The 24,217-nt window shown below is 64.8% G+C and carries 21 protein-coding genes; 7 read left to right on the top strand and 14 right to left on the bottom strand.

Features of this window, described 5'->3' with window-relative positions; genetic code table 11:
* Positions 1 to 97: 97 nt before the first annotated feature.
* On the bottom strand, positions 98 to 991 hold the full coding sequence (gene tsf, locus CKO40_RS04670) for a translation elongation factor Ts (protein WP_200345027.1): 894 nt from the start codon (positions 989 to 991) through the stop codon (positions 98 to 100).
* A gap of 62 nt (positions 992 to 1,053) precedes the next feature.
* Positions 1,054 to 1,785, bottom strand: a complete 732-nt coding sequence (gene rpsB, locus CKO40_RS04675; RefSeq protein WP_200345096.1) for a 30S ribosomal protein S2 — start codon at positions 1,783 to 1,785, stop codon at positions 1,054 to 1,056.
* Positions 1,786 to 2,368: 583 nt separating this feature from the next.
* Here rpsB and map point away from each other — a divergent pair.
* The 3 genes from map (at position 2,369) to CKO40_RS04690 (ending at position 6,544) form a co-directional block, all read left to right on the top strand.
* Entirely contained in the window at positions 2,369 to 3,208 is an 840-nt protein-coding gene (map, locus tag CKO40_RS04680) for a type I methionyl aminopeptidase (protein ID WP_200345028.1), read from the top strand.
* Entirely contained in the window at positions 3,205 to 5,871 is a 2,667-nt protein-coding gene (gene glnD, locus CKO40_RS04685; RefSeq protein WP_420827358.1) for a [protein-PII] uridylyltransferase, read from the top strand. The genes map and glnD overlap by 4 nt, the downstream gene beginning before the upstream one ends.
* 133 nt (positions 5,872 to 6,004) lie before the next feature.
* Complete coding sequence (locus CKO40_RS04690) at positions 6,005 to 6,544, top strand: hypothetical protein (RefSeq protein ID WP_207173402.1); 540 nt, start codon at positions 6,005 to 6,007, stop codon at positions 6,542 to 6,544.
* A gap of 245 nt (positions 6,545 to 6,789) precedes the next feature.
* Here CKO40_RS04690 and CKO40_RS04695 read toward each other — a convergent pair whose 3' ends face one another.
* Complete coding sequence (locus CKO40_RS04695) at positions 6,790 to 7,161, bottom strand: VOC family protein (protein WP_200345030.1); 372 nt, start codon at positions 7,159 to 7,161, stop codon at positions 6,790 to 6,792.
* A 185-nt stretch (positions 7,162 to 7,346) separates the two neighbouring features.
* Here CKO40_RS04695 and dapC point away from each other — a divergent pair, with 185 nt between their 5' ends.
* The 3 genes from dapC (at position 7,347) to dapE (ending at position 10,894) form a co-directional block, all read left to right on the top strand.
* Positions 7,347 to 8,543: a succinyldiaminopimelate transaminase gene (dapC, locus tag CKO40_RS04700; protein WP_200345031.1), complete on the top strand. Its 1,197-nt coding sequence runs from the start codon at positions 7,347 to 7,349 to the stop codon at positions 8,541 to 8,543.
* A gap of 180 nt (positions 8,544 to 8,723) precedes the next feature.
* Positions 8,724 to 9,557, top strand: coding sequence for a 2,3,4,5-tetrahydropyridine-2,6-dicarboxylate N-succinyltransferase (dapD, locus tag CKO40_RS04705; protein ID WP_200345032.1), 834 nt, complete (start codon positions 8,724 to 8,726; stop codon positions 9,555 to 9,557).
* 89 nt (positions 9,558 to 9,646) lie between these two features.
* Positions 9,647 to 10,894, top strand: a complete 1,248-nt coding sequence (dapE, locus tag CKO40_RS04710) for a succinyl-diaminopimelate desuccinylase (protein WP_242476825.1) — start codon at positions 9,647 to 9,649, stop codon at positions 10,892 to 10,894.
* 59 nt (positions 10,895 to 10,953) lie between these two features.
* Here the strand turns inward: dapE and CKO40_RS04715 are convergent, their stop codons facing one another.
* Entirely contained in the window at positions 10,954 to 11,706 is a 753-nt protein-coding gene (locus CKO40_RS04715; protein ID WP_200345033.1) for a ParA family protein, read from the bottom strand.
* The gene (locus tag CKO40_RS04720) at positions 11,706 to 13,445 is read right to left on the bottom strand and encodes a CHAD domain-containing protein (protein WP_200345034.1); all 1,740 of its coding nucleotides are present in this window, start codon (positions 13,443 to 13,445) and stop codon (positions 11,706 to 11,708) included. Before CKO40_RS04720 ends, CKO40_RS04715 begins: the two co-directional genes overlap by 1 nt.
* 298 nt (positions 13,446 to 13,743) lie before the next feature.
* On the opposite strand from CKO40_RS04720, the gene tal reads away from it, so the two are divergent.
* A complete protein-coding gene (tal, locus tag CKO40_RS04725) occupies positions 13,744 to 14,712 on the top strand; it encodes a transaldolase (protein ID WP_200345035.1) in 969 nt (322 codons plus the stop codon).
* 47 nt (positions 14,713 to 14,759) lie between these two features.
* Here the strand turns inward: tal and CKO40_RS04730 are convergent, their stop codons facing one another.
* The 9 genes from CKO40_RS04730 to CKO40_RS04770 form a co-directional block, all read right to left on the bottom strand.
* On the bottom strand, positions 14,760 to 16,133 hold the full coding sequence (locus CKO40_RS04730) for an O-succinylhomoserine sulfhydrylase (protein ID WP_200345036.1): 1,374 nt from the start codon (positions 16,131 to 16,133) through the stop codon (positions 14,760 to 14,762).
* 61 nt (positions 16,134 to 16,194) lie between these two features.
* Complete coding sequence (purF, locus tag CKO40_RS04735) at positions 16,195 to 17,712, bottom strand: amidophosphoribosyltransferase (protein ID WP_200345037.1); 1,518 nt, start codon at positions 17,710 to 17,712, stop codon at positions 16,195 to 16,197.
* 8 nt (positions 17,713 to 17,720) lie between these two features.
* A complete protein-coding gene (locus CKO40_RS04740) occupies positions 17,721 to 18,212 on the bottom strand; it encodes a CvpA family protein (protein ID WP_200345038.1) in 492 nt (163 codons plus the stop codon).
* Between the two features lie 91 nt (positions 18,213 to 18,303).
* A complete protein-coding gene (locus tag CKO40_RS04745; RefSeq protein WP_200345039.1) occupies positions 18,304 to 19,038 on the bottom strand; it encodes an SPOR domain-containing protein in 735 nt (244 codons plus the stop codon).
* A gap of 41 nt (positions 19,039 to 19,079) precedes the next feature.
* Positions 19,080 to 20,384: a bifunctional tetrahydrofolate synthase/dihydrofolate synthase gene (gene folC, locus CKO40_RS04750; RefSeq protein WP_200345040.1), complete on the bottom strand. Its 1,305-nt coding sequence runs from the start codon at positions 20,382 to 20,384 to the stop codon at positions 19,080 to 19,082.
* 38 nt (positions 20,385 to 20,422) lie between these two features.
* On the bottom strand, positions 20,423 to 21,373 hold the full coding sequence (gene accD / locus CKO40_RS04755; RefSeq protein ID WP_200345041.1) for an acetyl-CoA carboxylase, carboxyltransferase subunit beta: 951 nt from the start codon (positions 21,371 to 21,373) through the stop codon (positions 20,423 to 20,425).
* A gap of 22 nt (positions 21,374 to 21,395) precedes the next feature.
* On the bottom strand, positions 21,396 to 22,229 hold the full coding sequence (gene trpA, locus CKO40_RS04760; RefSeq protein ID WP_200345042.1) for a tryptophan synthase subunit alpha: 834 nt from the start codon (positions 22,227 to 22,229) through the stop codon (positions 21,396 to 21,398).
* Positions 22,226 to 23,470, bottom strand: a complete 1,245-nt coding sequence (trpB, locus tag CKO40_RS04765; protein ID WP_200345043.1) for a tryptophan synthase subunit beta — start codon at positions 23,468 to 23,470, stop codon at positions 22,226 to 22,228. Before trpB ends, trpA begins: the two co-directional genes overlap by 4 nt.
* The gene (locus CKO40_RS04770) at positions 23,454 to 24,080 is read right to left on the bottom strand and encodes a phosphoribosylanthranilate isomerase (RefSeq protein WP_200345044.1); all 627 of its coding nucleotides are present in this window, start codon (positions 24,078 to 24,080) and stop codon (positions 23,454 to 23,456) included. The genes trpB and CKO40_RS04770 overlap by 17 nt, the downstream gene beginning before the upstream one ends.
* Positions 24,081 to 24,217: the final 137 nt, after the last annotated feature.

Here is a 24,217-nt window from a genome sequence, read left to right on the forward strand (position 1 = left end):
ATGCTGTCAACGACCCGGCGACTGACGGCTCGGCCTCCGCGCACCGGCGCCGAGCAGACGACAACGGCGCCTGAGCGGCCGTTGCCGCCGAAGAGAGCTAGGTCTCGACCTGGCCCGCCTGCGCCTTGACCTCGTCGGCAAAGTTCTCGACCTTCTTCTCGATCCCCTCGCCAACCTCCATACGGATGAACCGCTTCACCTCGGCACCTTGCGACTTGAGCAGGTCGCCCACGCGGGTATCCGGGTCCTTAACGAAGGCCTGACCGAGCAATGTAACCTCCTCGAGGTACTTGCGCATCCGGCCCTCCGTGATTTTATCGATGATGTTTGCCGGCTTGCCACTCTCGAGCGCCTGAGCCTTGAAGATCTCGCGCTCTTGCTCCAGGGCATCGGCCGGCACATCCTCGGCGGCGATACAAAGGGGGTTCGACGCGGCGATATGCATCGCGATGTCGCGGCCGAGGGTCTCGTCGCCCCCGACCAACTCGACCAGCACACCGATCCGAACGCCGTGGCGATAGGTATGGAAGCGGCCCTCAGGCGCATCCAGGCGATGTACCCGACGGACAGCGACGTTTTCCCCGATCTTCGCGATCAAGGCCTGCCGGGCCTCCTCGACGGTCTCGCCGGCGCCGCCCGCCAACGGCTGCGCAGCCAACGCCCCCTCTTCATCGATCGCGCGCTCGAGCGCGGTATCGGCGACCGCTGCGGCAAAGCCGGCGAAGTTCTCATCCTTGGCCACGAAGTCGGTCTCGCTATTGACCTCGACCATCAGGGCGGCATTGCCGTCATCGGCGACGCGGAGCTCGACGACGCCATCGGCGGCCACGCGGCCAGCCTTCTTTGCGGCCTTGGCCTGTCCGGACTTGCGCATCGCCTCGATGGCCGCGTCGATGTCCCCATCGGTCTCGAGCAACGCCTTTTTGCACTCCATCATCCCTGCGCCAGTGCGCTCGCGCAGCTCCTTGACCAGTGCGGCTGAAATCGCCATGAATGACTCCAGTATGCGGTTGTTAACGAATTGAATGGATGTTCTTTAGCCCTCAGAGCCAATTACACAGCGCTTTCTGCCGGTTCCGCGTCCTCGGGCATATCCCGGCCGCCGGCCATCGCCGCTGCCGTCTGCCGACCATCGAGGATCGCCGACGCCGCACCTTCGATGTACAGCCGGACAGCCCGGATCGCATCATCGTTGCCCGGTATGACGTAGTCGACGCGACTCGGGTCATTGTTGGTATCAACGACACCAACGACCGGCACGCCGAGCTTGTTGGCCTCATTGACGGCGATCTTCTCATGGCCGACATCGATCACGAACAACGCGTCCGGCAGCCCGCCCATATTCTTGATCCCGCCCAAGCTGAGCTCGAGCTTGTCGAGCTCACGCCGCAGGGTGAGCTGCTCCTTCTTACCGAAGCGCTCGATACTGCCGTCCTCGAACATGGATTCGAGCTCCTTGAGGCGAGCGATCGACTGCTTGACGGTCTTGAAATTGGTCAGCATCCCACCGAGCCAACGGTGGTTGACGTAGGGCATATTGCACCGCGTGGCTTCCTCGCGGATCGCATCCTGTGCAGCGCGCTTGGTGCCAACGAACAGGATCTTGCCCCCGTTTGCGGCAAGCTTGCCCAAGTAGCTCATCGCCTCTTGGTAGAGCGGCAGGGTGCGCTCGAGGTTGACGATATGGATCTTATTGCGCTGACCGAAGATGTACGCAGCCATCTTCGGATTCCAATACCGGGTCTGATGGCCGAAATGGACACCGGCCTGCAGCATCTGCCGCATCGAAACGTCAGTCATCTTAGATTCTCTCTATGATTCGGGTTGGGCCTCCACGCACCCCATGATGCAACCCGTATCCGGGCACCCGGCATCATGTGTCGGCACGTGTGCGGCATGTCATTGCGCACGAGATCGCGCTGGATGGCCTTTCATTCCGTCGAGCGGTTTCCAGACAAGCGGAACCGACCGCCAAAACCATCTATCCAGTCGCAAGCAAGCGCAGCCCTGCCGAAGATGCGCGGCGCGCAGTCCCCTGACAGGGCTTCCAGAATCGGCGCAAAATGAGGCACAGCGAGCCTTCGGGCCTCGCATCAGCCGTCGACCTGGTGCGTCGGCCGCAGCCTGGGCCCACCGAATCGCAGCCACTGTGCCGCGAATGGCTCAACGACGAGCCAGACCGCGTCTGGTTTGCCTGCAGGCGCGCCTGGCACCAATAGTCTGGTTTGCCCGACTTCGCCGCGTTTTATACCATGGGGGGTTAGCTGCGGCAATCCGTCGAGCCGCGCGCGATGCTTGTCCTGGCCAGACCGACACCCAAATCAAGGAACTTCAGTCAACGTTACCGAGGACGTCCGGATTCTGCCCCATGAGTGTTTCAATCAAGAGCGCCGACGAGATTGAGAAGATGCGGGTCGCCGGGCGGCTTGCAGCATCAGTGCTGGACATGATCGGAGCACATGTGGTGCCGGGCGTGACGACCGACGAGCTCGACCGGATCTGTCACGCCTTCATCGTCGATGAGCTCGATGCGATCCCGGCCCCATTGAACTACCGCGGCTTCCCACGTTCGATCTGCACCTCGGTGAACAATCAGGTCTGTCACGGCATACCGGGGAACAAGCGTCTCAAGAAGGGCGATATCGTCAACATCGACATCACCATCATCAAGGATGGGTATCACGGCGATACGAGCAAGATGTTCTATGTCGGCGAACCCTCGGTCCTGGCCCGACGACTGGTCACCATCACGCAGCAGGCGATGCGCGTCGGGATTGCCCAGGCGCGCCCGGACGCAACTCTCGGCGATATTGGTCACGCGATCCAGACCTTCGTCGAACACCACCGCTTCTCGGTGGTCCGGGAATACTGCGGCCATGGCATCGGTCGCGAGTTCCATGAAGAGCCGCAGGTCTTGCACTACGGCAAGCCCGGCGACGGGCTCCGACTGCAGCCGGGTATGTGCTTCACGATCGAACCGATGGTTAACGCCGGGAAGCGGTTCGTCAAGCTGCTGCCCGATGGCTGGACAGTCGTCACCAAGGACCGCGCCCTGTCGGCGCAGTGGGAGCACACGATCCTGATCACCGAGGACGGACACGAGATCCTGACACTCCGTGACGAGGAACGTCAGGAACTCGCACCGCCCGAGGATAACGAGACCGCGCGCGCCGGCGTCGAGACCGGTTTGCGCGCCAGCGTAGGGTGAGGACCGACGCGACACAGGGTCTCGGCCTGCTCGAACAAGAGGCCGAGCTGCTCGACGCCGAGCCGGGCACGGCCCTCGATCGCTTTCGTGCCGTCATCAAGAGTGCGCGCCAGCGGCTGTTCGAACGCTATGACCAAGGCGTTCCGGTCAGTCAGCTTCTCGAGGCGCGGTCGCGGGTCGTCGACATGCTCCTGCGCTGCGCCTGGCAGCGCATCATACCGGACCCCGACGCAGGCGCGATGGTCGCTGTCGGGGGCTATGGCCGTGAAGAGCTCCATCCGGCGTCCGATATCGACCTGCTGATCCTCGTCGAGGCCGAGCAGATCGAAACGCTGCAGTCTGCGTTGACCGACCTGGTCACCTTCCTCTGGGACATCGGCATCGAGCTCGGCCATTCGGTGCGCACGCTCGACGAGTGTGTCGCAGCGGCCAGCGATGATCTGACCGTCATCAGCAATCTGATCGAGGCCCGTTTCATCACCGGCCGTCAGAGCCTGTTCGACCGGCTGCAGCGCGCCATTGGACCGGACCACATCTGGCCGACCAACCGTTTCTTCGAGGCCAAGATCGCCGAGCAGCACAAGCGCTGGCGCCGCTATGGCGACACCGCTTACAACCTGGAGCCGAACATCAAGGAGAACCCCGGCGGTCTGCGCGATATTCAGATGATCTCCTGGGTCACCAAGCGCCACTTCGGCTCAGACTCGTTGCATGAGCTGGTCGAGCACGGCTTCCTCACCGAGAGCGAGCACCTCGCACTGATCGACGGTCGCGCGCTGCTGTGGCGTATCCGCTTCGCGTTGCACCGACTCACCGGCCGGCATGAGGATCGCCTGCTGTTCGATTACCAGCGCACCCTGGCCGACCAATTCGGTTATACCGACCATCGCGACAATCTCGCTGTAGAGCAGTTCATGCAGCAGTACTACCGGACGGTCATGGAGCTGAACCGGCTCAATGAGATGCTGCTGCAGCTGTTTCGCGAAGCGATCCTGTTGCAGGATCACGTAGGTCCGCCGGAGCCGATCAATCGGCGCTTCCAGAGCCGCAGCGGCTATCTCGAGGTCACCCATGAGGAGGTATTCAAACACCGGCCCATCGCGCTGCTCGAGGCGTTTCACTTGCTCCAGGTCCGACCGGAGCTGCACGGCGTCCGCGCCTCGACGATCCGGCTGATCCGCGAGAATCGGCATCGCATCGACGACGATTTCCGTGAAGATATGCGCGCCCGCAGCCTATTCATGGAGATCCTGCGCCACCCGAGCGGTGTGACGCAGACGCTGCGACGCATGAATCGCTACGGTGTGTTGGCGAGTTACATCCCCGCCTTCGCCAACATCGTCGGACGCATGCAGTACGATCTGTTCCATGTGTACACGGTCGACGAGCATACCCTGCGCGTCGTCCGTAATCTGCGCCGATTATCGGTACCAGCACATGATCATGAGCTGCCGCTGTGCAGCGCCGTCGCGCGACGCGTACCGAAACTCGAGATCCTCTACCTCGCCGGCCTCTTTCACGACATCGCCAAGGGGCGTGGCGGTGATCACTCGATGATCGGCGCCCACGATGCCTGGGACTTCTGTCAGCTCCATTACCTAAGCGAGTTCGACAGCCGGCTGGTCGCCTGGCTGGTTGAGAATCACCTATTGATGTCGGTCACGGCCCAGCGCAAGGACATCTCGGACCCGGCCGTCGTTCAGGCATTCGCCGAGCAGGTCGGCGAAATCAACCGGCTCGATTACCTCTACCTGCTCACCGTTGCCGACGTGCGCGGGACCAACCCGAAGCGTTGGAGCAGCTGGAAGGATGCCCTGCTGCGCGAGCTCTATCAGGCCGCCCGACGCGCGTTGGATCGCGGCCTCGACAACCCCCAGGCGCAGGATGTCCTGATCGAGCAGAAGCAGAACGAGGCCATGCGCATCCTCGCCCGCGAAGGGATCGAGGCCGAGGACTGCCGCAATCTCTGGGGCCATTTCTCAGTGGACTTCTTCGCACCGAGCCAGCCCGAGGAGATCGCGTGGCAGACCCGGCGCGTGCTCGAAGCATGCCCCGACGAATTGCCGATCGTGAACATCCGTCTGCTCCCGACCCGCGGTTGCAGTGAGATCTTCATCTATACCCAGGACCGCGAGAATCTGTTCGTCGAGATCACGGCACTGCTCGATCAGCGCAACCTCGATATCGTCAACGCCCGCGTCATGACCACCGAGCAGGGCATGGCGCTGAATGCGTTCCAGGTACTGACCCGCGAGCACGAACCCTTGGAGCAAGGCGAGGCGAGCGCCGAACTGGCCGAGCGCCTGCGCGCCGAGCTGCAGCAGCCAACCACCGGAGCGATCTCGGTGAACCGCCGCCTACCGCGACAACTCCGGCATTTCCCGATCGAAACCCGCATCAGCTTCACCGATGATCCAGCCAATCAGCGCACCCTGATGCATCTGACCACGCGTGACCGACCCGGCCTGCTGGCCGAGATCGGGTCAGTATTCGAGCAATGCGATATCCAGGTCCAGGGGGCGAAGATTACAACGGTAGGCGCCGAGGTCGAGGATGTATTCTTCATCGCAAACCGAGACACCGGACCGGTGCGCTGCGCCCAGACACTCAACTGTCTGCGGCGCGAGGTCCACGCCCGTTTGGATGACACACCAACCAACTGATTCGGGAGCCGATGTTGAAATACCCGCGGCGAATCCCAGGGATCTATCAAGCAGACCGTTGCCGCCATGGCTGACCATGTCGATCAAGCCAACTCCTCCGCCCATTCTGTTCCTACTCCCGCTCCTCATCGGCATGGCGACGGCCGATGCCGCTGAGACGCGCGTGTCGATGCCGGGGGCCGAAGCGCATCCCCAACGCACCGGGGATCACCCTGTCCCCGCAGAACGCGTCCTTGCCGGGCGCGAGTCCCCTCCGCCCAACCTGGGGGCCGGATCATCACATCAGGTACCGCGCTGGCTCAAGGAGGTTCGCGCCCAACGCCGCGCATTGCAGCAGCAGCGCCGGGCCGCCCATCAGGCCAGGCATGAGGCCCTGGACCCGATCGGCGCAGCGAAACGGGAAGAACGGCAGGAACGCCGGCTGCGCAGACGTCAAGAGGTGCGCGAATTCATCGAGCATGAGCGGCGCCTCTATCTGAACTGGGGCCCCTGGATCACGCCACTGGTGCCGCGACCACCCCCGACTCCAGGCGTCGACCCCCTCACTCAGGGCAGTATCGGCAGCAGCACTGATGCGGCCGATGGACCGCCGGCAGCTGCCCCTAATGCCGACGGCGCAGCGATCCCGACACCATCGGACTGGGATAACCGCTGGTACTACAACGGCTGGTAGGGCTTAGGCGATTTCTGTCAAAGCTCATACCGCCTTGCTGGTCTTTTCGCTCGCCTTCTTCGTCGCGCCGCCGGTCACATGGCCCGGCTATGCTCCCGGCGACGCTCCTCGAAGGCAAACGACAATCCTGCGCAATTCGGTACGAGCTTTTCCGGCAATCGCCTCAGAGGCCCTATCAAAATGCCTGGCCAGCCTGCACGAGCCGCTGATTTGCTAGGCCGAAGAGGGCATTCTGTTAGGGCTTCTCAGACCTCGATCAGCTCCAGTGCATTGGCGTCGGGGTCACGCACGAACAAGGCACGGCGGCCTGAGCGGCTGAGGCTGTAGTCGATACCGGCCGCATCCAGGGACGCGATGACCGCATCGAGGTCCGGCACGGCCACAGCGAGATGCCGATCGCGGCCGCCATGTGCCGGACGGCCTTCGCTCGGGTCGGGATTCGGCAGCTCAAGCAGATGGATCTGATGGGCACCGACCCACAGCCAGGCCCCCGGAAAACCAAGGTCTGGCCGGTTCGGGTCCAGCTCCAGTCCCAGCCGGTCCCGATAGAACGTCAATGCGCGCTCGGTATCGGCAACGATCAGACTCACGTGGTGCAGGCCATCGATCAAGCTCATGGTGTCTTCCCCTGCTGTGCGACGTTCAACCGCGCGACGGCAAGGCCGGCAACGGCGGATGCGAGGCGTACCTTCGTGACTGGAGCTAAGCGATGCCCTAGCCTATACTGGCGGTTTTTCTTCGGCAATGCTCGTTCGCCCAGCGCGCATGCTGCCAATGCTGATGTCACGGGCAGCTTGTCGCCATGAACCCGAACCTTAGCCGCCTCCAGCCCTATCCGTTCCAGAAGTTGGCGGCGCTCCTCGATGAGATCGAGCCACCCGCCGACCTGCCGCCGATCGCATTGTCGATCGGCGAGCCGAAGCATGCGACCCCGTCGTTCATCGCCAACGCGGTGGTCAGCCATGTTCACCAGCTCGCGAGCTACCCGAGCACGCGCGGGTTCGCGGAGCTGCGCGAGGCGATCGCCGGCTGGCTGACCCGGCGCTTCGCGCTGCCCACTGGCGCGATCGATGCCGAGACCCAGATCCTTCCGGTCAACGGCACGCGCGAGGCCCTGTTCGCATTCGCCCAGGCGATGATCGACCCAGCGGCCGATGCGCTGGTGCTGATGCCGAACCCGTTTTATCAGATCTACGAAGGGGCCGCGCTGCTCGCCGGGGCGACGCCGCAGCTGATGCCCTGCGGCCCCGACACCGGCTTCCTGCCCGACCTCGATCGCATCCCGGAGGAGACCTGGCGACGCTGTCAGCTGCTCTACCTCTGCTCGCCCGGCAACCCGACCGGGGCGGTGATGGATCAGGCGCTGCTGATGCGGCTCATCGAGCTCGCCCAGCGCCATAATTTCATCCTCGCCGCCGATGAATGTTACTCCGAGATCTACCTCGACGAGGCCAGCCCACCGCCGGGCCTGTTACAGGCGGCCGCCGCACTGGGCCTGGACGATTTCCGGCGCTGCGTCTGCTTCCATAGCCTCTCGAAGCGGTCCAATGCGCCCGGGCTGCGCTCCGGCTTCGTCGCCGGCGACGCCAGGCTGATCGCGCCATTCTTTCAGTATCGGACCTATCACGGCTGCGCGATGCCGCTGCAGCATCAGCAGGCAAGCCTGCTGGCCTGGCAGGATGAGGATCATGTGATCGAGAACCGCCGCCTCTACCGTGAGAAGTTCGACGCGGTGCTCAGGATCCTCGACGGCGCGCTCGATGTCAGCGCGCCGGCGGCTGGCTTCTATCTGTGGCCGCGCACCCCGATTCCCGATACCGATTTCGCGCGCCGACTGCTGGCCGAGCAGAATCTGCGCGTGCTGCCCGGCCGTTTCCTATCGCGTCCCGGCCCCGACGGCGACCCCGGCGCCGACTATGTACGGATTGCGCTGGTGCCCCCGCTAGACGAGTGCATCGATGCCGCGCACCGTATCCGGACGGTCTGCGAGCAACTCTGAGCCCGTAGCCGCCCAGAAGCACCGGTCCAGAGTCAAACCCTGTCGAGCGTGAACAGCACCCGCTTGCCGAGACCATTCTGAGACCATTGTCCGCCCGAGTGACACCTGCCAAGCTCAACGCGGTTGACATGCTGAGTTGAGCCCCTGACCTCCCATTCTTGATCCCGACGGAGCCTTTCCATGTCCGATCACCACAGCGAGCACCAGTCCATCATCGAGCAAGCCTTCGAGCACCGCGCCGAGATCACCCCGCGCACGGTCGAGACCCGGGTGCGCGATGCGGTCATGGAGACCATCGAGCGGCTCGACCGCGGCGAGCTGCGCGTCGCCCAGGTCCATGACGGCGACTGGATCGTCAACGACTGGATCAAGAAGGCGGTGCTGCTCTCGTTCCGGATCGAGGACAACCAGTTCATCAAGGGCGGCTTCACCAACTACTATGACAAGGTGCCCTCGAAGTATGCCGACGTCAGCTCCAAGGATTTCCGCGACGGCGGCGTGCGCGTGGTGCCGCCGGCGACCGCCCGCCGCGGCTCCTACATCGCGCCGAGCTGTGTGCTGATGCCCTCCTACGTCAACATCGGCGCCTATGTCGACTCCGGCACCATGGTCGACACCTGGGCCACGGTCGGCTCCTGCGCCCAGATCGGCAAGAACGTCCATCTCTCCGGCGGCGTCGGCATCGGCGGCGTGCTCGAGCCGATCCAGGCCGCGCCGACCATCATCGAGGACGACTGCTTCATCGGTGCCCGCTCCGAGATCGTCGAGGGCGTCATCGTCGAGCAGGGCGCGGTGATCTCGATGGGGGTCTACATCGGCCAGAGCACCAAGATCTACCATCGCGAGACCGGCGAGATCACCTATGGCCGGGTCCCGGCCGGCGCGGTCGTCGTCCCCGGCAACCTGCCGGCCAAGGACGGCAGCCACAGCCTCTACTGCGCGGTCATCATCAAGCAGGTCGACGAGAAGACCCGCGGCAAGGTCGGCATCAACGAGCTGCTGCGCGACATCTGAGCCGCGGGCCCGCGCAGCCAGCCAGCCAGCCATCATCCGCCGGCCGGTGCTTGACACCGGCGCGATCCTTCGTCTCGGATTCTCTGAGCATGAGTATGCAAACCTCTTCGGCCCCGATGCCCGCCCCCGCTGAGCCCACGGCACCCGCTGAACCGGCGTCGTCCGCACAAGCCGCCGGCGCCGCGGCAGCGCCGGATTCGCCGACGCTCGCGCTCGCCTGCGAGCTGATCCGGCGTCGCTCCGTCACCCCCGAGGATGACGGCTGCCAGCCATTGCTCGCGGCCCGTCTCGAGGCGCTGGGCTTTGCGATCGAGCCAATGCGCTTCGGCGAGGTGGACAACCTCTGGGCACGCCGCGGTGACCAGGGCCCGGTGTTCTGCTTCGCCGGCCATACCGATGTCGTCCCGCCCGGACCGATCGAGGCCTGGTCGAACGATCCGTTCGAGCCGACCCTGCGCGACGGCCTCCTCTATGGCCGCGGCGCCTGCGATATGAAGGGCTCGCTCGCGGCGATGATCACCGCCACCGAGCGCTTCGTCGCCACCCACCCCGATCACCGGGGCTCGCTCGCGTTCCTGATCACCAGCGATGAGGAAGGTCCGGCGCGCGACGGCACCCGCCGCGTCGTCAAGGCCCTCAGCGCGCGCGATGAGCCGATCGACTATGCCCTGGTCGGCGAGCCGTCGAGCCAGACGCGGCTCGGCGACCTCATCAAGAACGGACGGCGCGGGAGTCTGAGTGGCGTGCTTCGCGTCCGCGGCAAGCAGGGACATGTCGCCTATCCGCAGCTGGCCGATAACCCGATCCACCGCGCGGCACCGGCCATCGCGGAGCTCTGCGCCGAGACCTGGGACGCGGGCAACGCCCATTTCCCGCCGACCAGCTTCCAGATCTCGAACATCCATGCGGGCACCGGGGCCGATAACGTGATCCCGGGCGAGCTTGAGCTGGTCTTCAATCTGCGCTTCTCGACCGAGCAGACGCCGGAGGCGCTGCAGCAGCGCATCACCGCGATCCTGGATCGGCACGAGCTGGACTACGCAATCGACTGGCGCGTCTCCGGGCATCCGTTCCTGACCCCGGCCGGGGCGCTCGTCGACGCGACCCAGACCGCGATCGAGACCGTGACCGGCCATCCGTGCGAACTGTCGACCATCGGCGGGACCTCGGACGGGCGCTTCATCGCACCGACCGGCGCCCAGGTCGTCGAGCTCGGGCCGATCAACGCCACCATCCACAAGGTCGACGAATGCGTCGGCGTTGACGAGCTCGAGCAGCTCTCGGCGGTCTACGAACAGACGCTGCGGCGGCTGCTCGGTCCAGACACCACCGATTAGGCCAGGATTGCGTCGAGGCGCTCAGTCCAGGACGGCGTCGCACGAGGCGGGCGCACAGGTCAGCGGGCTGGCAGCGCGTCCTTGACCTCTTGCCACAGGCCGCGATAAGCGGCCACCGCAGCCTCGTCTCCGGCATAGGCGAGGATCGGCATCCGATGCAGTCCCATCCGCTCGACCTCTGCTGTCTCCGGGATCACTGACCTCAGGACCAGCCGCCCCTGTCCCGGCACCGACTTCATCACGGCGCGATGCAGTGCCTTGCTCGAATCCGCCATCGAGAAGAACGGCAGCAGCAGTGGCGCGTTCTTCGGTAGCTTCTCGTTCAGGAAGGTATCGAGCTGCTCGAGTGTTCGAGTCGACAAGGTCGTCGGGATCAAGGGTACCAATAATGCATCCGCGACCGCGAAGACATTCTCGGAGACCAACGAGATACTCGGGGGGCAATCGAAGAGGATCAGGTCGTATTCCTGGGCCAGCGGCTTGAGCACCCGCCTCAGCTGGCGCTTCGGCTTATCCCCGCGACTCAGTTCGAGATCCAGATGACGATAGGAGAAGTCCGCCGGTAGGAGGTCCAGGCCCTCGAAGTCGGTCCCCTTGATGGCTGCTTCCAGCACCCGCCGATGTCTAAGCAGCGCGCGGCCGCCGCCCTCGACCTCGGTCTTGATCCGGAAGAAGAAGCTCGCCGCACCTTGCGGGTCAAGGTCCCAGATCAGGGTTCGCCAGCCCTCGGCTGCGGCCAGAAAGCCCAGATTGACCGCGGTCGTGGTCTTGCCGACGCCGCCCTTGATGCTATAGAGGGCGATGGTCTGCATCAGCGGCGACCGATCTGCCGTTTCCGGCCCTTGCCGTCGCTCAGCAGCGCATCGAAGCGCGCCGCATTGGCATCGCTGTCGAAGCCTCTGAAGACCTCGCTGAATCCGCTTCGGGCCCGTGCTTGCTCGTCCTGTAGTTGTCCGATCAGCAGCCCCATCGCGAGCAAGGTTGCAGGTGGAATGCCTCCGTCACGACAGCCCTCTGCTTCGGCCGTCTCGCGCAGATGCTGCGCCTGAACGGCGGTATCCTGAAAACGTCCGAGATTGTCGAGCAGCACCTTGGTCTGCTTGATCTGCCCGCGGATGCGGGCAGGCTCATAGAGACTCTGGAAGAACTCCATCAGGTAGCGCAGCTTCTTGCAGCTCTTGCGCAGTTCATGCAGTTCCTCCGGCGGCGAGGTCTCGGTGATGGCCCGGCCCTCGCTTCTCACCCGCTCGAGCATCTTCCGGATGCGTTGATTCGCAACCTGTTTGATCGGCTGCTGCGCGCGCTTGGGCGGCGGCGCCGTTGAATCGCCGCCACTTGACGGCTGGCTCGTTCCTGGCTGGCCGGCTTCTGGATCGGCCGGCGCCGGCGCATCGAGGAATGCATGCCAATCCCTTAGAAGCGCATCAAATGGGTCCGATTCCAATGCCTTCGCCAGCTCGGCCTGCACGCTCTGATACTGGTCGTTCAGCAGGCCCCGCAATGGCCTCAGATCGTCTCGAAGGGACTCGGGCAGCCGTTTCTCGAGGGCAGGCAGATCGAGCAGATAGACATCCAGATCGCGCATCGGTCCGGTGACCTGCTGCAGCCAGGCGAAGCGCTGCTTGAAATCATCGACCTCGGTTGCGGGAAAGACCTCCTTGATCTGGCTGAGCGCTGAGCGGGTGCGGCGCGTGGCGACCCGCAGATCGTGCAGGAATTCGCTGTCGAGGTTGCGCCTGGCACCTTCGACATTGGCCTCCAGGGTCTTCAGCAAGCCACGATGAATCTCCTTGGTCGCAAGGTCGGCGCGCTGATCCGGATCGAGACGGTAGTCGAGCTTGCTCGAGTAACCGCCCGGACGACAGCCAGCGGCTGTCAGCGCTTCGAGCACCTGCGGCCCTTCGATCGGTTCGAGCCCGAGCTCGTTCCGGACCCATTGCTCCACGTCGGTGAATTCGCGCGCATAGCCGCGCACGGGCTTGAGCCGCAGCCGCGCGCTCAGGTCGCCTGTTTCACCGGTAGCGGGATTGCGAAAGCGGTTCCGCTCGATCACGAGCCGAACCACGGTCTTGCGATCCTCATTCAGCAACCTCAGCCGGCGACGTGCCGAGATCAGCTCCGTCATCGGGAGCAGTCGGCGGATACCCAGCAACCCGGCCAAGCGCTCGCGAACGGGTCCGTCCGGCATCTCGGACAGGAAACCGGGCTCCAACGCAGACCATTGAAGCACCGGTGCAGCGGACGGGTCACGCGGCTCCCGCAGCGTGAGCACAAGGCCGTTCTCCGGGACAACCAACGCCGCTTGCCCGTCCTCGACCGAAGCCGGGGTGGACGCGCAGCGGTCGTGATGATCAGCCGCTGCGGCTTCCGAGAGTCCCCATTCCAGCGTCAATCCGGCCAAGAACAGACGCCAATCGAAACTGTCATAAATGTGTCGGCTCAGGGTCACCGCCGAGTCCTCACCGCAGGCCTGTCGGGCAGTGACGCGCTCAGCAAGCTCCAGATGATCCGAATCGGACGGGAGCAGGTATTCAGCGGGGGCCAGATTCATCTACGCAGGGCATCCGAATGATGGGCATCAACTGGGCATCAACTGGGATTGTGACGATTTGATGACAGTACGATATCACAGCGCGGCGCTCAGTGAGACAGGAAACGCGAGCCATGCAGATCGCGCGGCCCCGAGCACGGAGCGGCACTGATCCCGTCCTCTCGTCCCCACGTTGGCGTTGAGATCGTTCAGGTAAAGGATCGCCGAAACGCGGCTACGAGCGCCAGATTATCCGGAGTAACGCGCCACCGTGATCGATAGGCTACTCATTCGCGTCGAGACCGATCCGAGGTGAGGCATGAGCAAACTCGACCAACTGAAGACCATGACCACCGTCGTCGCCGATACCGGCGACTTCGAGACGATTGCCGAATACAAACCCCAGGACGCGACCACCAATCCGTCCCTGCTCTACAAGGCCGCACAGATGCCGCACTATCGACACCTGGTCGAGGAGGCGGTGAGCTTCGGCGCGGCACGCGGAAACAACGAGGACGAGCATACGCGTTGGACCATGGACAAGCTCGCGGTCAATTTCGGCGCCGAGATCCTGAAGATCGTCCCAGGCCGGGTCTCCACCGAGATCGACGCCCGGCTCTCGTTCGACACCGAAGCGACCATCGCCCGAGCGGAAGGCCTGATCGAGCTCTACGGTCAGGTCGGGATCGATGCCCGCGAGCGGGTATTGTTCAAGATCGCCTCGACCTGGGAGGGCATTCGCGCCGCCGAGCACCTTGAGAAGCAAGGCATCCACTGCAACCTCACGCTGCTGTTCAGTTTTCCGCAGGCGGTTGCCTGTGCCGAGGCCGGGGTGACGCTGATCTCACCCTTCGTGGGCCGCATCCTCGACTGGTACAAGCAGGCCGAAAACAGGACGGGCTACCCGGCAAACGAGGACCCCGGCGTTCGATCGGTCACCGAGATCTTCAACTACTACAAGCGCCACGGTTACGAGACGATCGTGATGGGCGCAAGCTTTCGCAACCCTGATGAGATCCTCGAGCTCGCCGGCTGCGACTACTTGACCATTGCGCCCAAGCTCCTGGCCGAGCTCGCCGAGGCCGAAGGGTCCGTGCCGCGCAAGCTCGATCCCGAAGCCGCTCGAGGTATGGACATCCCGAAGGTCAGCTATGACGAGAAGAGGTTCCGTTGGGGCCTCAACGAGGACGCGATGGCGACCGAGAAGCTCGCTGAGGGCATCCGATTGTTCGCAGCCGATACCCAGAGGCTTGAGGCGTTCACCCGTGAGATCTGCAGGAACTGCTGAACTTGAGGCGGGGGCGGGCGAATGGGTGATAGCGAGGTGACGAGGCGTCACCGAGTCGACGCCGCGCTGGTCTCCAGACCGCGCGCCAGGTCGGCTTGGATATCGGCCAGGTCCTCAAGCCCGACCGCAACCCGGATCAGCGCCTCGCTGATCCCCGCGGCCGCTCTGGCCTCGGGACTGAGACGCCCGTGGGTCGTGGTTGCCGGATGGGTGATCGTGGTCTTGGTGTCGCCGAGGTTGGCGGTGATCGAGAGCATCTCGGTCGCGTCGATCAACGCCCACGCGGCCGCCCGGGCACGGTCCGGTTCGGGTGCAGCGACCTCGAACGAGACGATGCCGCCACCGCTGTGCTGTTGTGCTTCCGGCCCCGAGCCAACCAGGTGGTGCTGAGGATGTGTCGGCAAGCCTGGATAGTGGACCCGCGTCACCCCCGGATGCTCGGCGAGCCAATCGGCGAGTGCCGAGGCATTGACCGAATGCGCCTGCATGCGAAGATTCAGTGTCTCCAAACCCTTTAGGAATAGCCAGGCATTGAACGGACTCAGTGATGGGCCCGCGGTCCGCACAACCCCGAAGACCTCCTCGCCAACCCGTTTGGCATCGCCGACCACCGCACCGCCGACACAGCGACCCTGGCCGTCGAGATACTTGGTCGCCGAGTGGATCACCAAGTCGGCCCCCAGTTCAAGCGGCCGTTGCAGCGCAGGGGTGCAAAAGCAGTTGTCCACCGCGAGCAGGCAGTCGTTAGCGCGCGCAAGCGCGCTGAGCTGCCGGATCGAGACCATCTCGGTCAGCGGGTTCGACGGCGTCTCGATGAACAGCAGCTTGGTCTCGGGTCGAAGCGCCGCGGCCCAGCCGTCCAGATCGGTCAACGAAACATAGTCGGTCGCAACGCCGAAGCGCGCCAGATACTTGTCGAACAGCATCGTGGTGCTGCCAAACAGGCTGCGCGAGGCGAGAATCCGGTCCCCGGCCTGCAGCAGACCCATGCAGGTCGCGAGAATCGCGGCCATGCCCGATGCGGTCGCGACGCAGGCCTCGCCACCCTCGAGGGCGGCGAGCCGTTCCTCGAACGCGTGCACAGTCGGATTCGTGAATCGCGAGTAGATATTACCCGGCTGCTCGCCGGCGAAGCGCGCGGCCGCCTCTGCGGCGCTCGCAAAGACGAAGCTCGAGGTCGCAAAGATCGGCTCGCAATGCTCGCCCTCTGCGGTGCGCTGATGGCCGGTGCGAATGGCCCGCGTGGCTAGGCCAGATGCCGGGCCAGAGGCCGGGCCGGACGCAGGGCCAACCGCAGGGCCGGGCACGGAGCCAAGCGCAGGGTCGGATACGGGCTCCGCTGCCGAGTCAGCCGTCGGCGCGGCTCCGGCTGAGTGTGGATCGATGGTCCCAGCCCGCCCGCTCACCTCGTCGTCTTGCATGCCGGTTTCTCTCCAAAAGGGGACGCCGTGCAGCCGAGCAGTCGTGGGGGTCGCCGCCGCATCAGGCGGTGTTGTATAGCTCGATCACGGTCTCGTCCTGCCAGGTGCGCTTCTCCTCCTTGGCACCATCGTTTCGCGCGCGCTCGAGCTCATCGAGATAATCGTGGGTCACATCGCCGGTCACATAGACGCCGTCGAAGACCGATGTATCGAAGCGGTCGACGACGCTCTTGCCGCGCTTCTGCACCGCGTCGATCAGATCATCCAGCTCCTGGAAGATCAACCGATCGGCCCCGAGCTCTAGCTCGATCTCGGCCTCACTGCGGCCGTGGGCGATCAGCTCGCTCGCAGCGGGCATATCGATCCCATAGACGTTCGGATAGCGCACCGGCGGCGCAGCCGAGGCGAAATAGACTCGCCGCGCCCCCGAATCGCGCGCCATCTGGACGATCTGCTGCGAGGTGGTCCCCCGCACGATCGAGTCGTCGACCAAGAGCACGTTCTTTCTGCGGAATTCGAGATCGATCGCATTCAGCTTTTGGCGGACCGATTTCTTTCGCACCTGCTGCCCAGGCATGATGAAGGTACGGCCGATATAGCGATTCTTGATGAATCCCTCAGCATAGGGCACGCCGAGATGATTCGCGAGCTGCAATGCCGCAGTCCGACTGGTATCCGGTACCGGGATCACGACATCGATGTCGTGGTTGGGCCAATCGCGTTTGATCTTGGCCGCCAGCTTCTTACCCATCCGCGAGCGGGCCTTGTGCACCGAGATGTTGTCGATGATCGAATCGGGACGGGCGAAGTAGACGAATTCGAAGATGCAGGGCGAGAGCACCGGCTGCGGCGCACACTGCTTGGTGTGGATGTTGCCATCGATATCGATGAAGACGCACTCGCCCGGCGCGACATCGCCGATCAGCTCGAAGCCGATCGTATCCAGTGCCACGCTCTCCGAGGCGATGATGTACTCATCGCCGGCCTCGGTCTCACGCTTGCCATAGACCACGGGCCGAATGCCATGCGGATCGCGAAAGCCGAAGACACCGAAGCCTGGGATCATCGCGACGGCCGCATAGCCGCCACGGCAGCGCCGATGAACGCCTTCGACGGCACGAAAGATGTCGGTCTCATCGATCCGCAGCTTGTTCTGCGCCTGCAGCTCATGCGCGAAGACATTGAGCAGGATCTCGGAGTCAGACTCGGTGTTGATATGGCGCAGATCGTCCACGAAGACCTCGTGCTTGAGCTCCTCGGCGTTGGTCAGGTTGCCGTTATGGGCCAGCACGATCCCGTAAGGGGAATTGACGTAGAACGGCTGTGCCTCGGACGAGCACGAAGCGCCGGCCGTCGGGTAACGGACATGTCCGATCCCCATATTGCCGCGCAGTCGCAGCATGTGGCGCGTCCGGAAGACATCACGCGCCAAGCCCGTATCCTTGCGCATATGGAGTTTCTTCCGGTCGCTGGTGACGATCCCGGCTGCATCCTGTCCGCGATGCTGTAGCACCAGCAGCGCGTCATAGAGGATCTGATTGACAGGGTTCTTTCCAACGATGCCGACAATGCCACACATGGGCTACCTCACAGCGCCTGGATGCGCTCGGTCACGTCCGGAGGGACCTGCTTCAACATCCATTCGGCGAGCAGCTTGAATTGATCGAGCAGCTGCGATTGCCCCCACCAGGGGTCTTCGGTCAGCGGCGTGAGCGCGGCAAGGAAGACCACCAGAGCCACCAACACCGTGCCCCGTGCAGCGCCGAAGATCAGACCGAGCAGTCGGTCAGTCCCGGTGAGACCGGTTCGGTCGATCAGGGTTGCCAGCAGATAGCCGAGGATCGCGCCGACGATCAATACCCCGACGGCCAACAGTAGAACTGCCGCCCCGATGCGCACCGAGGGTGTCGAGATCCAAGGTGTGAGCTGCGCTGCGACAGGCTCATAGAACAACCAGGCCGCCGCCAGCGCCGCGATCCAGACGCCAAGCGAGATCACCTCGCGAACCAACCCCCGGGCCAGCCCGATCACCGCTGAGAGCGCGATAATGGCGATGATGAGATAGTCGACCCAGATCATGACAGTGCTCCGCACCGAGCGGCCGCAGCGGCACCTGTCAGGCGTCGTATCGACGACGGCCGACCGCCCCCCGCTTCGACGAGCCTGGTCTTCACGGGTAACGTTGGACCAATGGTTGGCTTCCGGTATCGCTGGCAAGCTGATCGGCCAACCGATCCGCCTGGGCGCGTTCCACCTCGGGACCGACACGCACTCGGTAGTAGCGCTGGCCGTTCACATTCGCCTGTTCGACGAATGCCGGATATCCCTTTGCCCTGAGGTCGTTCTGCAGCGTCCGTGCCGCGTCTGGCGCGCGCAGGCTCGCGACCTGGACCACCCAAGCCCTGACACCGCTCGGTATCGGTTTTGGCCCGGCCGGGGCAAGCTCGCGACGCTCCGGCGCCGGCCGAGCCCGCCCCGACTCGGTGCCGGCATCCGCAGCAGGACGCTTTTCGCCGCTGCGGCGCTCGGCGTCTGCGGCCGGTTCCGGGGCACGCGTGACGGATTGCGCCGACCGGTCGCTCGATGTCCGGTCACTCGACGTCGGCGCGGGCGGCTTCGGGGTCGGAAGCGGCAGCGGCATATCTTGGGGCTCCGGCAGCGCATCGTTCGTCTGCTCCCCAGTCCAATCGCGCTCGGCCGCCTCGCGTTCAGCCGCCTCGCCTTCGGCCGCCTCGCGTTCGGCCCCAGCCCGGCGTTCCTCAGGAAACTCCGGCGTCTCTGGGATCACGATCGGCTCGCCAAGCTCGTCGTCGTCGCCCTCTTCGACCAACATCGGCACAAAGATCACGGCCAGCGCCACCAATACCGCGGCGCCGACCAAGCGCCTCTTGGCCGCTTCGTCCATCAGCCTGATGCCTCGGGTTGCTGCTCAGATAAGGGAGCGGATTATACAGGACTGATGAGCGGACTGCGCAGCGCCGCCTCGATCGTGAGAAACGAGCCGAAGATCAGGATCAGGTCATCGGGCTGTGCCGTTTGCGCGGCCGCCTGAAACGCCGCATCAAGATCGGGCTCGACGACAACGGTCGCTCCCGGTGCCGTCGCCGCCAGCGCTGCTGACATCCGTTCCAACGGCATCGCGCGATCGCTCGGTGCCGATGCCAGATACCACTGGTCGATCAACGGCGCGAGCGGCGCAATCACTGCCTCCGGCTCCTTATCGGACAACAGCGCCAGCACCGCGAGCCGTTGCCCGGAGCAAGGATAGGCCGCGAGCGTCTCGGCAAGCGCGCAGGCAGCCTGATCATTGTGGGCGACATCGAGCACCCAGGCCGGCGTACCGGCCTCTGGATTGCCCGGAACCGACGTGAATCGCCCCGGCAGCGCCGCGCGCAGCAACCCCTGCCGAATCGCGGCAGGAGCGACCGGCAGGCGCTCAGCAAGCTGTTCCAGTGCACAGAGCGCAGCGGCCGCATTCTGGTACTGGTGACGACCACGCAACGCCGGGATGGGCAGAGCACGATAGTGCCTGCCCCTCGGTCCCTGCCAGTCCCAGCCGTCAGCGGCTGCCGTCCAGGCGAACTCACGGCCGGCCTGCAGCGGCTGGGCACCGATCTCCTCGGCCCGCTCACGCAGTGCTGCCGGGGCGTCCTGTTGACCGATCACCGCTGGCCGCCCGGCTCGAAAGATCCCTGCCTTTTCAGTCGCGATCGAGGCCAGGTCATCGCCGAGCCAGGCCATGTGATCGCGCCCAACGCTCGCGACCAACGCGACATCGGCCGCAACGAGATTGACCGCATCGAGACGTCCACCGAGGCCGACCTCGAGGACCGCGATGTCCAGATCAGCGCGCATGAAGAGATCGAGCGCCGCCAAGGTACCGAACTCGAAATAGGTCAAGGCGATCTCGCCGCGCGCCCGGTCGATGCGCTCGAACGCCTCGCACAAGGCATCATCGCTGACCATCTCGCCATCGATCCGGATGCGCTCGTTATAGCGCAGCAGATGCGGGGAGGTGTAGGCGCCGCACCGGTAACCGGCCGCGCGATACCAGGCATCGAGGTAGGCGACACAGGAGCCCTTGCCGTTGGTGCCGCCCACGCTGATGACCGCGAACGGCAGCCGCACTGGCCCGGTCTGAGCGCTGAGCCGGAACCAAACGGACCTGATCCGTTCGAGCCCGAGCTCGATCCGACCCGGATGCAGTGTCTCCTGCCACACGAGCCAGTCATCGAGGTTCTGGAACCGCATTGAACGCCCTCAGGCCGGGATCGCCGTCGGATGCTCGCCTAGAGCGGGTGCGGCAGCAGCGCCTGGGGCTCGGCGACGACGAGCTCGGTCGAGCTGCCACCGGCTGTCCCGGTCGTCTCTGCATCGGAATCGAGCTGGGCGCGCCGCATCAGCATCGCGCAGAGCTCGGCAACGCGGTCGCGCAGCTCGCGCCGATCGCAGATCTGATCCAGCGCGCCATGCTCGAGCAGGAACTCGCTGCGCTGAAAGCCGTCCGGCAGGGTCTCACGCACCGTCTGCTCGATCACCCGCGGGCCGGCGAAGCCGATCAGCGCCCCCGGCTCGCCGATGTTGATATCGCCGAGCATCGCCAAGCTCGCTGAGACGCCGCCCATGGTCGGGTCCGTCATCACCGAGATGAACGGCAGCTTCGCCTCGCGCAGCTTGCCGAGCGCGGCACTGGTCTTAGCCATCTGGAACAGCGAGAACAGCGACTCCTGCATCCGCGCACCGCCGCTGGCCGCAAAGCAGACCATGGCCGCATCCTGCTCGAGCGCCGCCTCGACACCGCGCACGAAGCGCTCGCCGACCACCGAGCCCATCGACCCGCCCATGAACCGAAACTCGAAGGCCGCCGCAACGCAGGCCATGCCGTTGAGGCGGCCACGCATCACGATCAACGCCTCCTTCTCGCTCGTCTGTTTCTGCGCCTGACCGATCCGATCCTTGTACTTCTTCATGTCCTTGAACTTGAGCGGATCGGTGGACTCGAGGTCGGCGCCGATCTCCTCGGGCTCGTCCCGATCGAGGAAGAACTCGAGCCGTTTACGCGCCGAGATGCGGTTGTGATGTGCACACTTTGGGCAAACCTCGAGATTGCGTTCCAGCTCGGCCCGGTACAGTACCGCATTGCAGCCCGGACACTTATCCCAAAGCCCTTCCGGGACCGCACGCTTACTGATCGCCTCGGTCCGAATCCGACTCGGGATCAATTTTTCGAACCAGCTCATCGCATCGCCTCGCGCACCCTTCTCAGACATGTTCCGCCACCCTGTCCGTGGTATCGATGGCCGTACGCAGCTCACCGAGAAAGACGCCGATCGTCGCCGCGATCTCCTCGGCACGGCCCTCCCCGGCCAGGGTCTCGATCTGCCCGACGATCGCGCTGCCGACGATCACCGCATCGGCGACCTGGGCCACCTGGGCAGCCGTCGCCGCGTCCTTGATCCCGAAGCCGACCCCGACCGGCAGCGCGATCTGGGCGCGTATCGCATCCAATTTGCCCCCAACCTCCTCGACATCGAGATTGCCGGCCCCAGTCACCCCTTTGACCGAGACATAGTAGACGAAGCCCGACGCAACCTCGCCGATCGCGTTGATGCGCGCCGCATCCGAGGTCGGCGCGAGTAGATAGACGAGATCCAGACCTTGCGTCTTCATCGCCGCGACCAGCTCGTGGCTCTCCTCCGGCGGAGCGTCGACGATCAGGGCGCCGTCAATACCGGCCTCGCGCGCCGCGCTGGCGAACGGCACGCTGCCCATCACCTCGATCGGGTTCAGATAGCCCATCAGCACGACCGGCGTCTCGCGATCGGTCTCGCGGAATCGCCGCACCAGCGCCAGCACATCGCGCAGCGAGACGCCATTGGCCAATGCACGCTCGGTCGCCCGCTGGATCACCGGCCCATCGGCGATCGGGTCCGAGAACGGCACGCCGAGCTCGATCAGATCGGCCCCGGCCGCGACCATCTGCTGCATCAGCGCGAGGCTGACCTCGAGGTCGGGGTCACCGGCCGTGACGAATGGGACCAGCGCGGTACGTCCCTCCTCGCGCAGCCGTTCGAAGGTCGTTTGGATGCGGCTCATAGCTGCAGTCCGTCCATCCGCGCGACCGTCTGCATGTCCTTGTCGCCGCGACCGGAGAGGTTGATCAGGATGCTCTGGTCCTTGGCCATCGTCGGCGCCAGCTTCGCCGCCTGCGCCAGCGCATGGCTGGTCTCGAGCGCCGGGATGATGCCTTCGGTGCGGGTCAGGCCATGGAAGGCCGCGAGCGCCTCGTCATCGGTGACAGCGACATAGGAGGCGCGCCCGGTGTCCTTGAGCCAGGCATGCTCGGGGCCGACGCCTGGATAATCCAGCCCGGCCGAGATCGAGTGGGTCTCGCGGATCTGGCCGTTCTCATCCTCCATCAGGTAGGTCCGGTTGCCGTGCAGCACACCGCGCTCGCCAGCACAGAGCGGCGCGGCATGGCGGCCGGTATCGAGCCCGTCACCGGCGGCCTCGACGCCGATCATCCGCACCGCCTGATCGTCGATGAAGGGGTGGAACAGCCCGATCGCGTTCGAGCCGCCGCCGACGCAGGCCATGACGACATCCGGCAGCCGCCCGGTCTTCTCGAGCATCTGGCCACGCGCCTCGCGGCCGATCACCGACTGGAAATCACGCACCATCGCCGGATAGGGATGCGGGCCGGCGACGGTGCCGATGATGTAGAAGGTGTTGTCGATATTGGTCACCCAGTCGCGCATCGCCTCGTTCAGCGCATCCTTCAGCGTGCGCGTCCCGGACTTGACCGCGACCACCTCGGCGCCAAGCAGCCGCATCCGGTAGACGTTCGCCTCCTGCCGGGCGACATCGACCTCACCCATATAGACCACGCACTCGAGCCCCAGCCGGGCCGCGACCGTCGCGCTCGCGACCCCGTGCTGGCCGGCGCCGGTCTCGGCGATGATCCGGGTCTTGCCCATGCGCCGTGCCAGCAATGCCTGGCCGATGGTGTTGTTGACCTTGTGCGCGCCGGTGTGATTGAGGTCCTCGCGCTTGAGGAAGATCTGGGCGCCGCCGAGCTCACGGCTCCAGCGCTCGGCGTGATAGACCGGTGACGGGCGACCGACGTAATCACGCAGATCGGCATCGAGCTCGCGCAGGAAGTCCGGATCATCGAGGTAGCGCTCATAGGCCTCGCGCAGCTCGGTCAGCGGATGCATCAGGGTCTCGGGCACGAACAGCCCGCCATAGGGTCCGAAGTGGCCCTGCGCATCGGGCCAGCGATAGGGCCCTGCCATCGCCGGGTCACCGGTTGCGATCTCGTCAGCTCTGGTCGCCATCACGTACCCCATTCATGAATGCTGTCATCTTCTCGCGGTCCTTGAGGCCCTTCGTCTGCTCGATGCCGCCGCTGACATCGACGGCATGCGGGCGCAGCCGCCGGATCGCCTCGCTCACATTCTCGGCCTGCAGCCCGCCCGCAAGGATGCAGCGCGCGGCCAGGCTGGACGGCACCCAGTCCCAGTTGAATCGCCGGCCTGTCCCGCCGGCCAGGGCGGGATCATAGGTGTCGAACAGCAGCGAGGAGGCGCCGATGTAACGCTGTGCCTCGGCCTCGAGGTCGATCCCCGGACGGACCGCGATCGCCTTGATCCATGGCCGGCCGAAGCTGCGGCAGTATTCCGCCGGCTCTTGACCATGAAACTGCAGCGCGCCGAGCGGCACAGTCTTGAGCACTGCCCGCACCCGCTCTGGCGGCGCATCAACGAACAACCCGACCGCAGTGACGAAGGCAGGCAAGGCCGCCGTGAGCTGCGCCGCCTGCTCCAGCGCGACGACGCGCGGGCTCGCAGCGTGGAAGACCAGTCCGACCGCATCGACGCCCACCGCGACCGCTGCATCGATGTCGACGAGACGCGTCAGACCGCAAAACTTGACCCGCGTTCGCATCGAGACTGATTCCGACCGCCCAAACCCTAAATTAAATCACAGCCGGGGATGCGGCGTCCGAAGCTGCTTTGTCCGGCATTCACCCCCATTCCGCCGCCGTGCTGCACTAAGAAGCTGTCCATCAACTTCTTCCCGAT

The organism is Halochromatium glycolicum (assembly GCF_016584085.1).
Lineage (GTDB): Bacteria > Pseudomonadota > Gammaproteobacteria > Chromatiales > Chromatiaceae > Lamprobacter > Lamprobacter glycolicus.

Bases quoted from the DNA above. Each gene is read 5' to 3' on its own strand.
- tsf (WP_200345027.1), bottom strand. From the start codon at position 991: ATGGCGATTTCAGCCGCACTGGTCAAGGAGCTGCGCGAGCGCACTGGC.
- rpsB (WP_200345096.1), bottom strand. From the start codon at position 1,785: ATGCGGCAGATGCTGCAGGCCGGTGTCCATTTCGGCCATCAGACCCGG.
- map (WP_200345028.1), top strand. From the start codon at position 2,369: ATGAGTGTTTCAATCAAGAGCGCCGACGAGATTGAGAAGATGCGGGTC.
- CKO40_RS04690 (WP_207173402.1), top strand. From the start codon at position 6,005: ATGGCGACGGCCGATGCCGCTGAGACGCGCGTGTCGATGCCGGGGGCC.
- CKO40_RS04695 (WP_200345030.1), bottom strand. From the start codon at position 7,161: ATGAGCTTGATCGATGGCCTGCACCACGTGAGTCTGATCGTTGCCGAT.
- dapC (WP_200345031.1), top strand. From the start codon at position 7,347: ATGAACCCGAACCTTAGCCGCCTCCAGCCCTATCCGTTCCAGAAGTTG.
- dapD (WP_200345032.1), top strand. From the start codon at position 8,724: ATGTCCGATCACCACAGCGAGCACCAGTCCATCATCGAGCAAGCCTTC.
- dapE (WP_242476825.1), top strand. From the start codon at position 9,647: ATGAGTATGCAAACCTCTTCGGCCCCGATGCCCGCCCCCGCTGAGCCC.
- CKO40_RS04715 (WP_200345033.1), bottom strand. From the start codon at position 11,706: ATGCAGACCATCGCCCTCTATAGCATCAAGGGCGGCGTCGGCAAGACC.
- CKO40_RS04720 (WP_200345034.1), bottom strand. From the start codon at position 13,445: ATGAATCTGGCCCCCGCTGAATACCTGCTCCCGTCCGATTCGGATCAT.
- tal (WP_200345035.1), top strand. From the start codon at position 13,744: ATGAGCAAACTCGACCAACTGAAGACCATGACCACCGTCGTCGCCGAT.
- CKO40_RS04730 (WP_200345036.1), bottom strand. From the start codon at position 16,133: ATGCAAGACGACGAGGTGAGCGGGCGGGCTGGGACCATCGATCCACAC.
- purF (WP_200345037.1), bottom strand. From the start codon at position 17,712: ATGTGTGGCATTGTCGGCATCGTTGGAAAGAACCCTGTCAATCAGATC.
- CKO40_RS04740 (WP_200345038.1), bottom strand. From the start codon at position 18,212: ATGATCTGGGTCGACTATCTCATCATCGCCATTATCGCGCTCTCAGCG.
- CKO40_RS04745 (WP_200345039.1), bottom strand. From the start codon at position 19,038: ATGGACGAAGCGGCCAAGAGGCGCTTGGTCGGCGCCGCGGTATTGGTG.
- folC (WP_200345040.1), bottom strand. From the start codon at position 20,384: ATGCGGTTCCAGAACCTCGATGACTGGCTCGTGTGGCAGGAGACACTG.
- accD (WP_200345041.1), bottom strand. From the start codon at position 21,373: ATGAGCTGGTTCGAAAAATTGATCCCGAGTCGGATTCGGACCGAGGCG.
- trpA (WP_200345042.1), bottom strand. From the start codon at position 22,229: ATGAGCCGCATCCAAACGACCTTCGAACGGCTGCGCGAGGAGGGACGT.
- trpB (WP_200345043.1), bottom strand. From the start codon at position 23,470: ATGGCGACCAGAGCTGACGAGATCGCAACCGGTGACCCGGCGATGGCA.
- CKO40_RS04770 (WP_200345044.1), bottom strand. From the start codon at position 24,080: ATGCGAACGCGGGTCAAGTTTTGCGGTCTGACGCGTCTCGTCGACATC.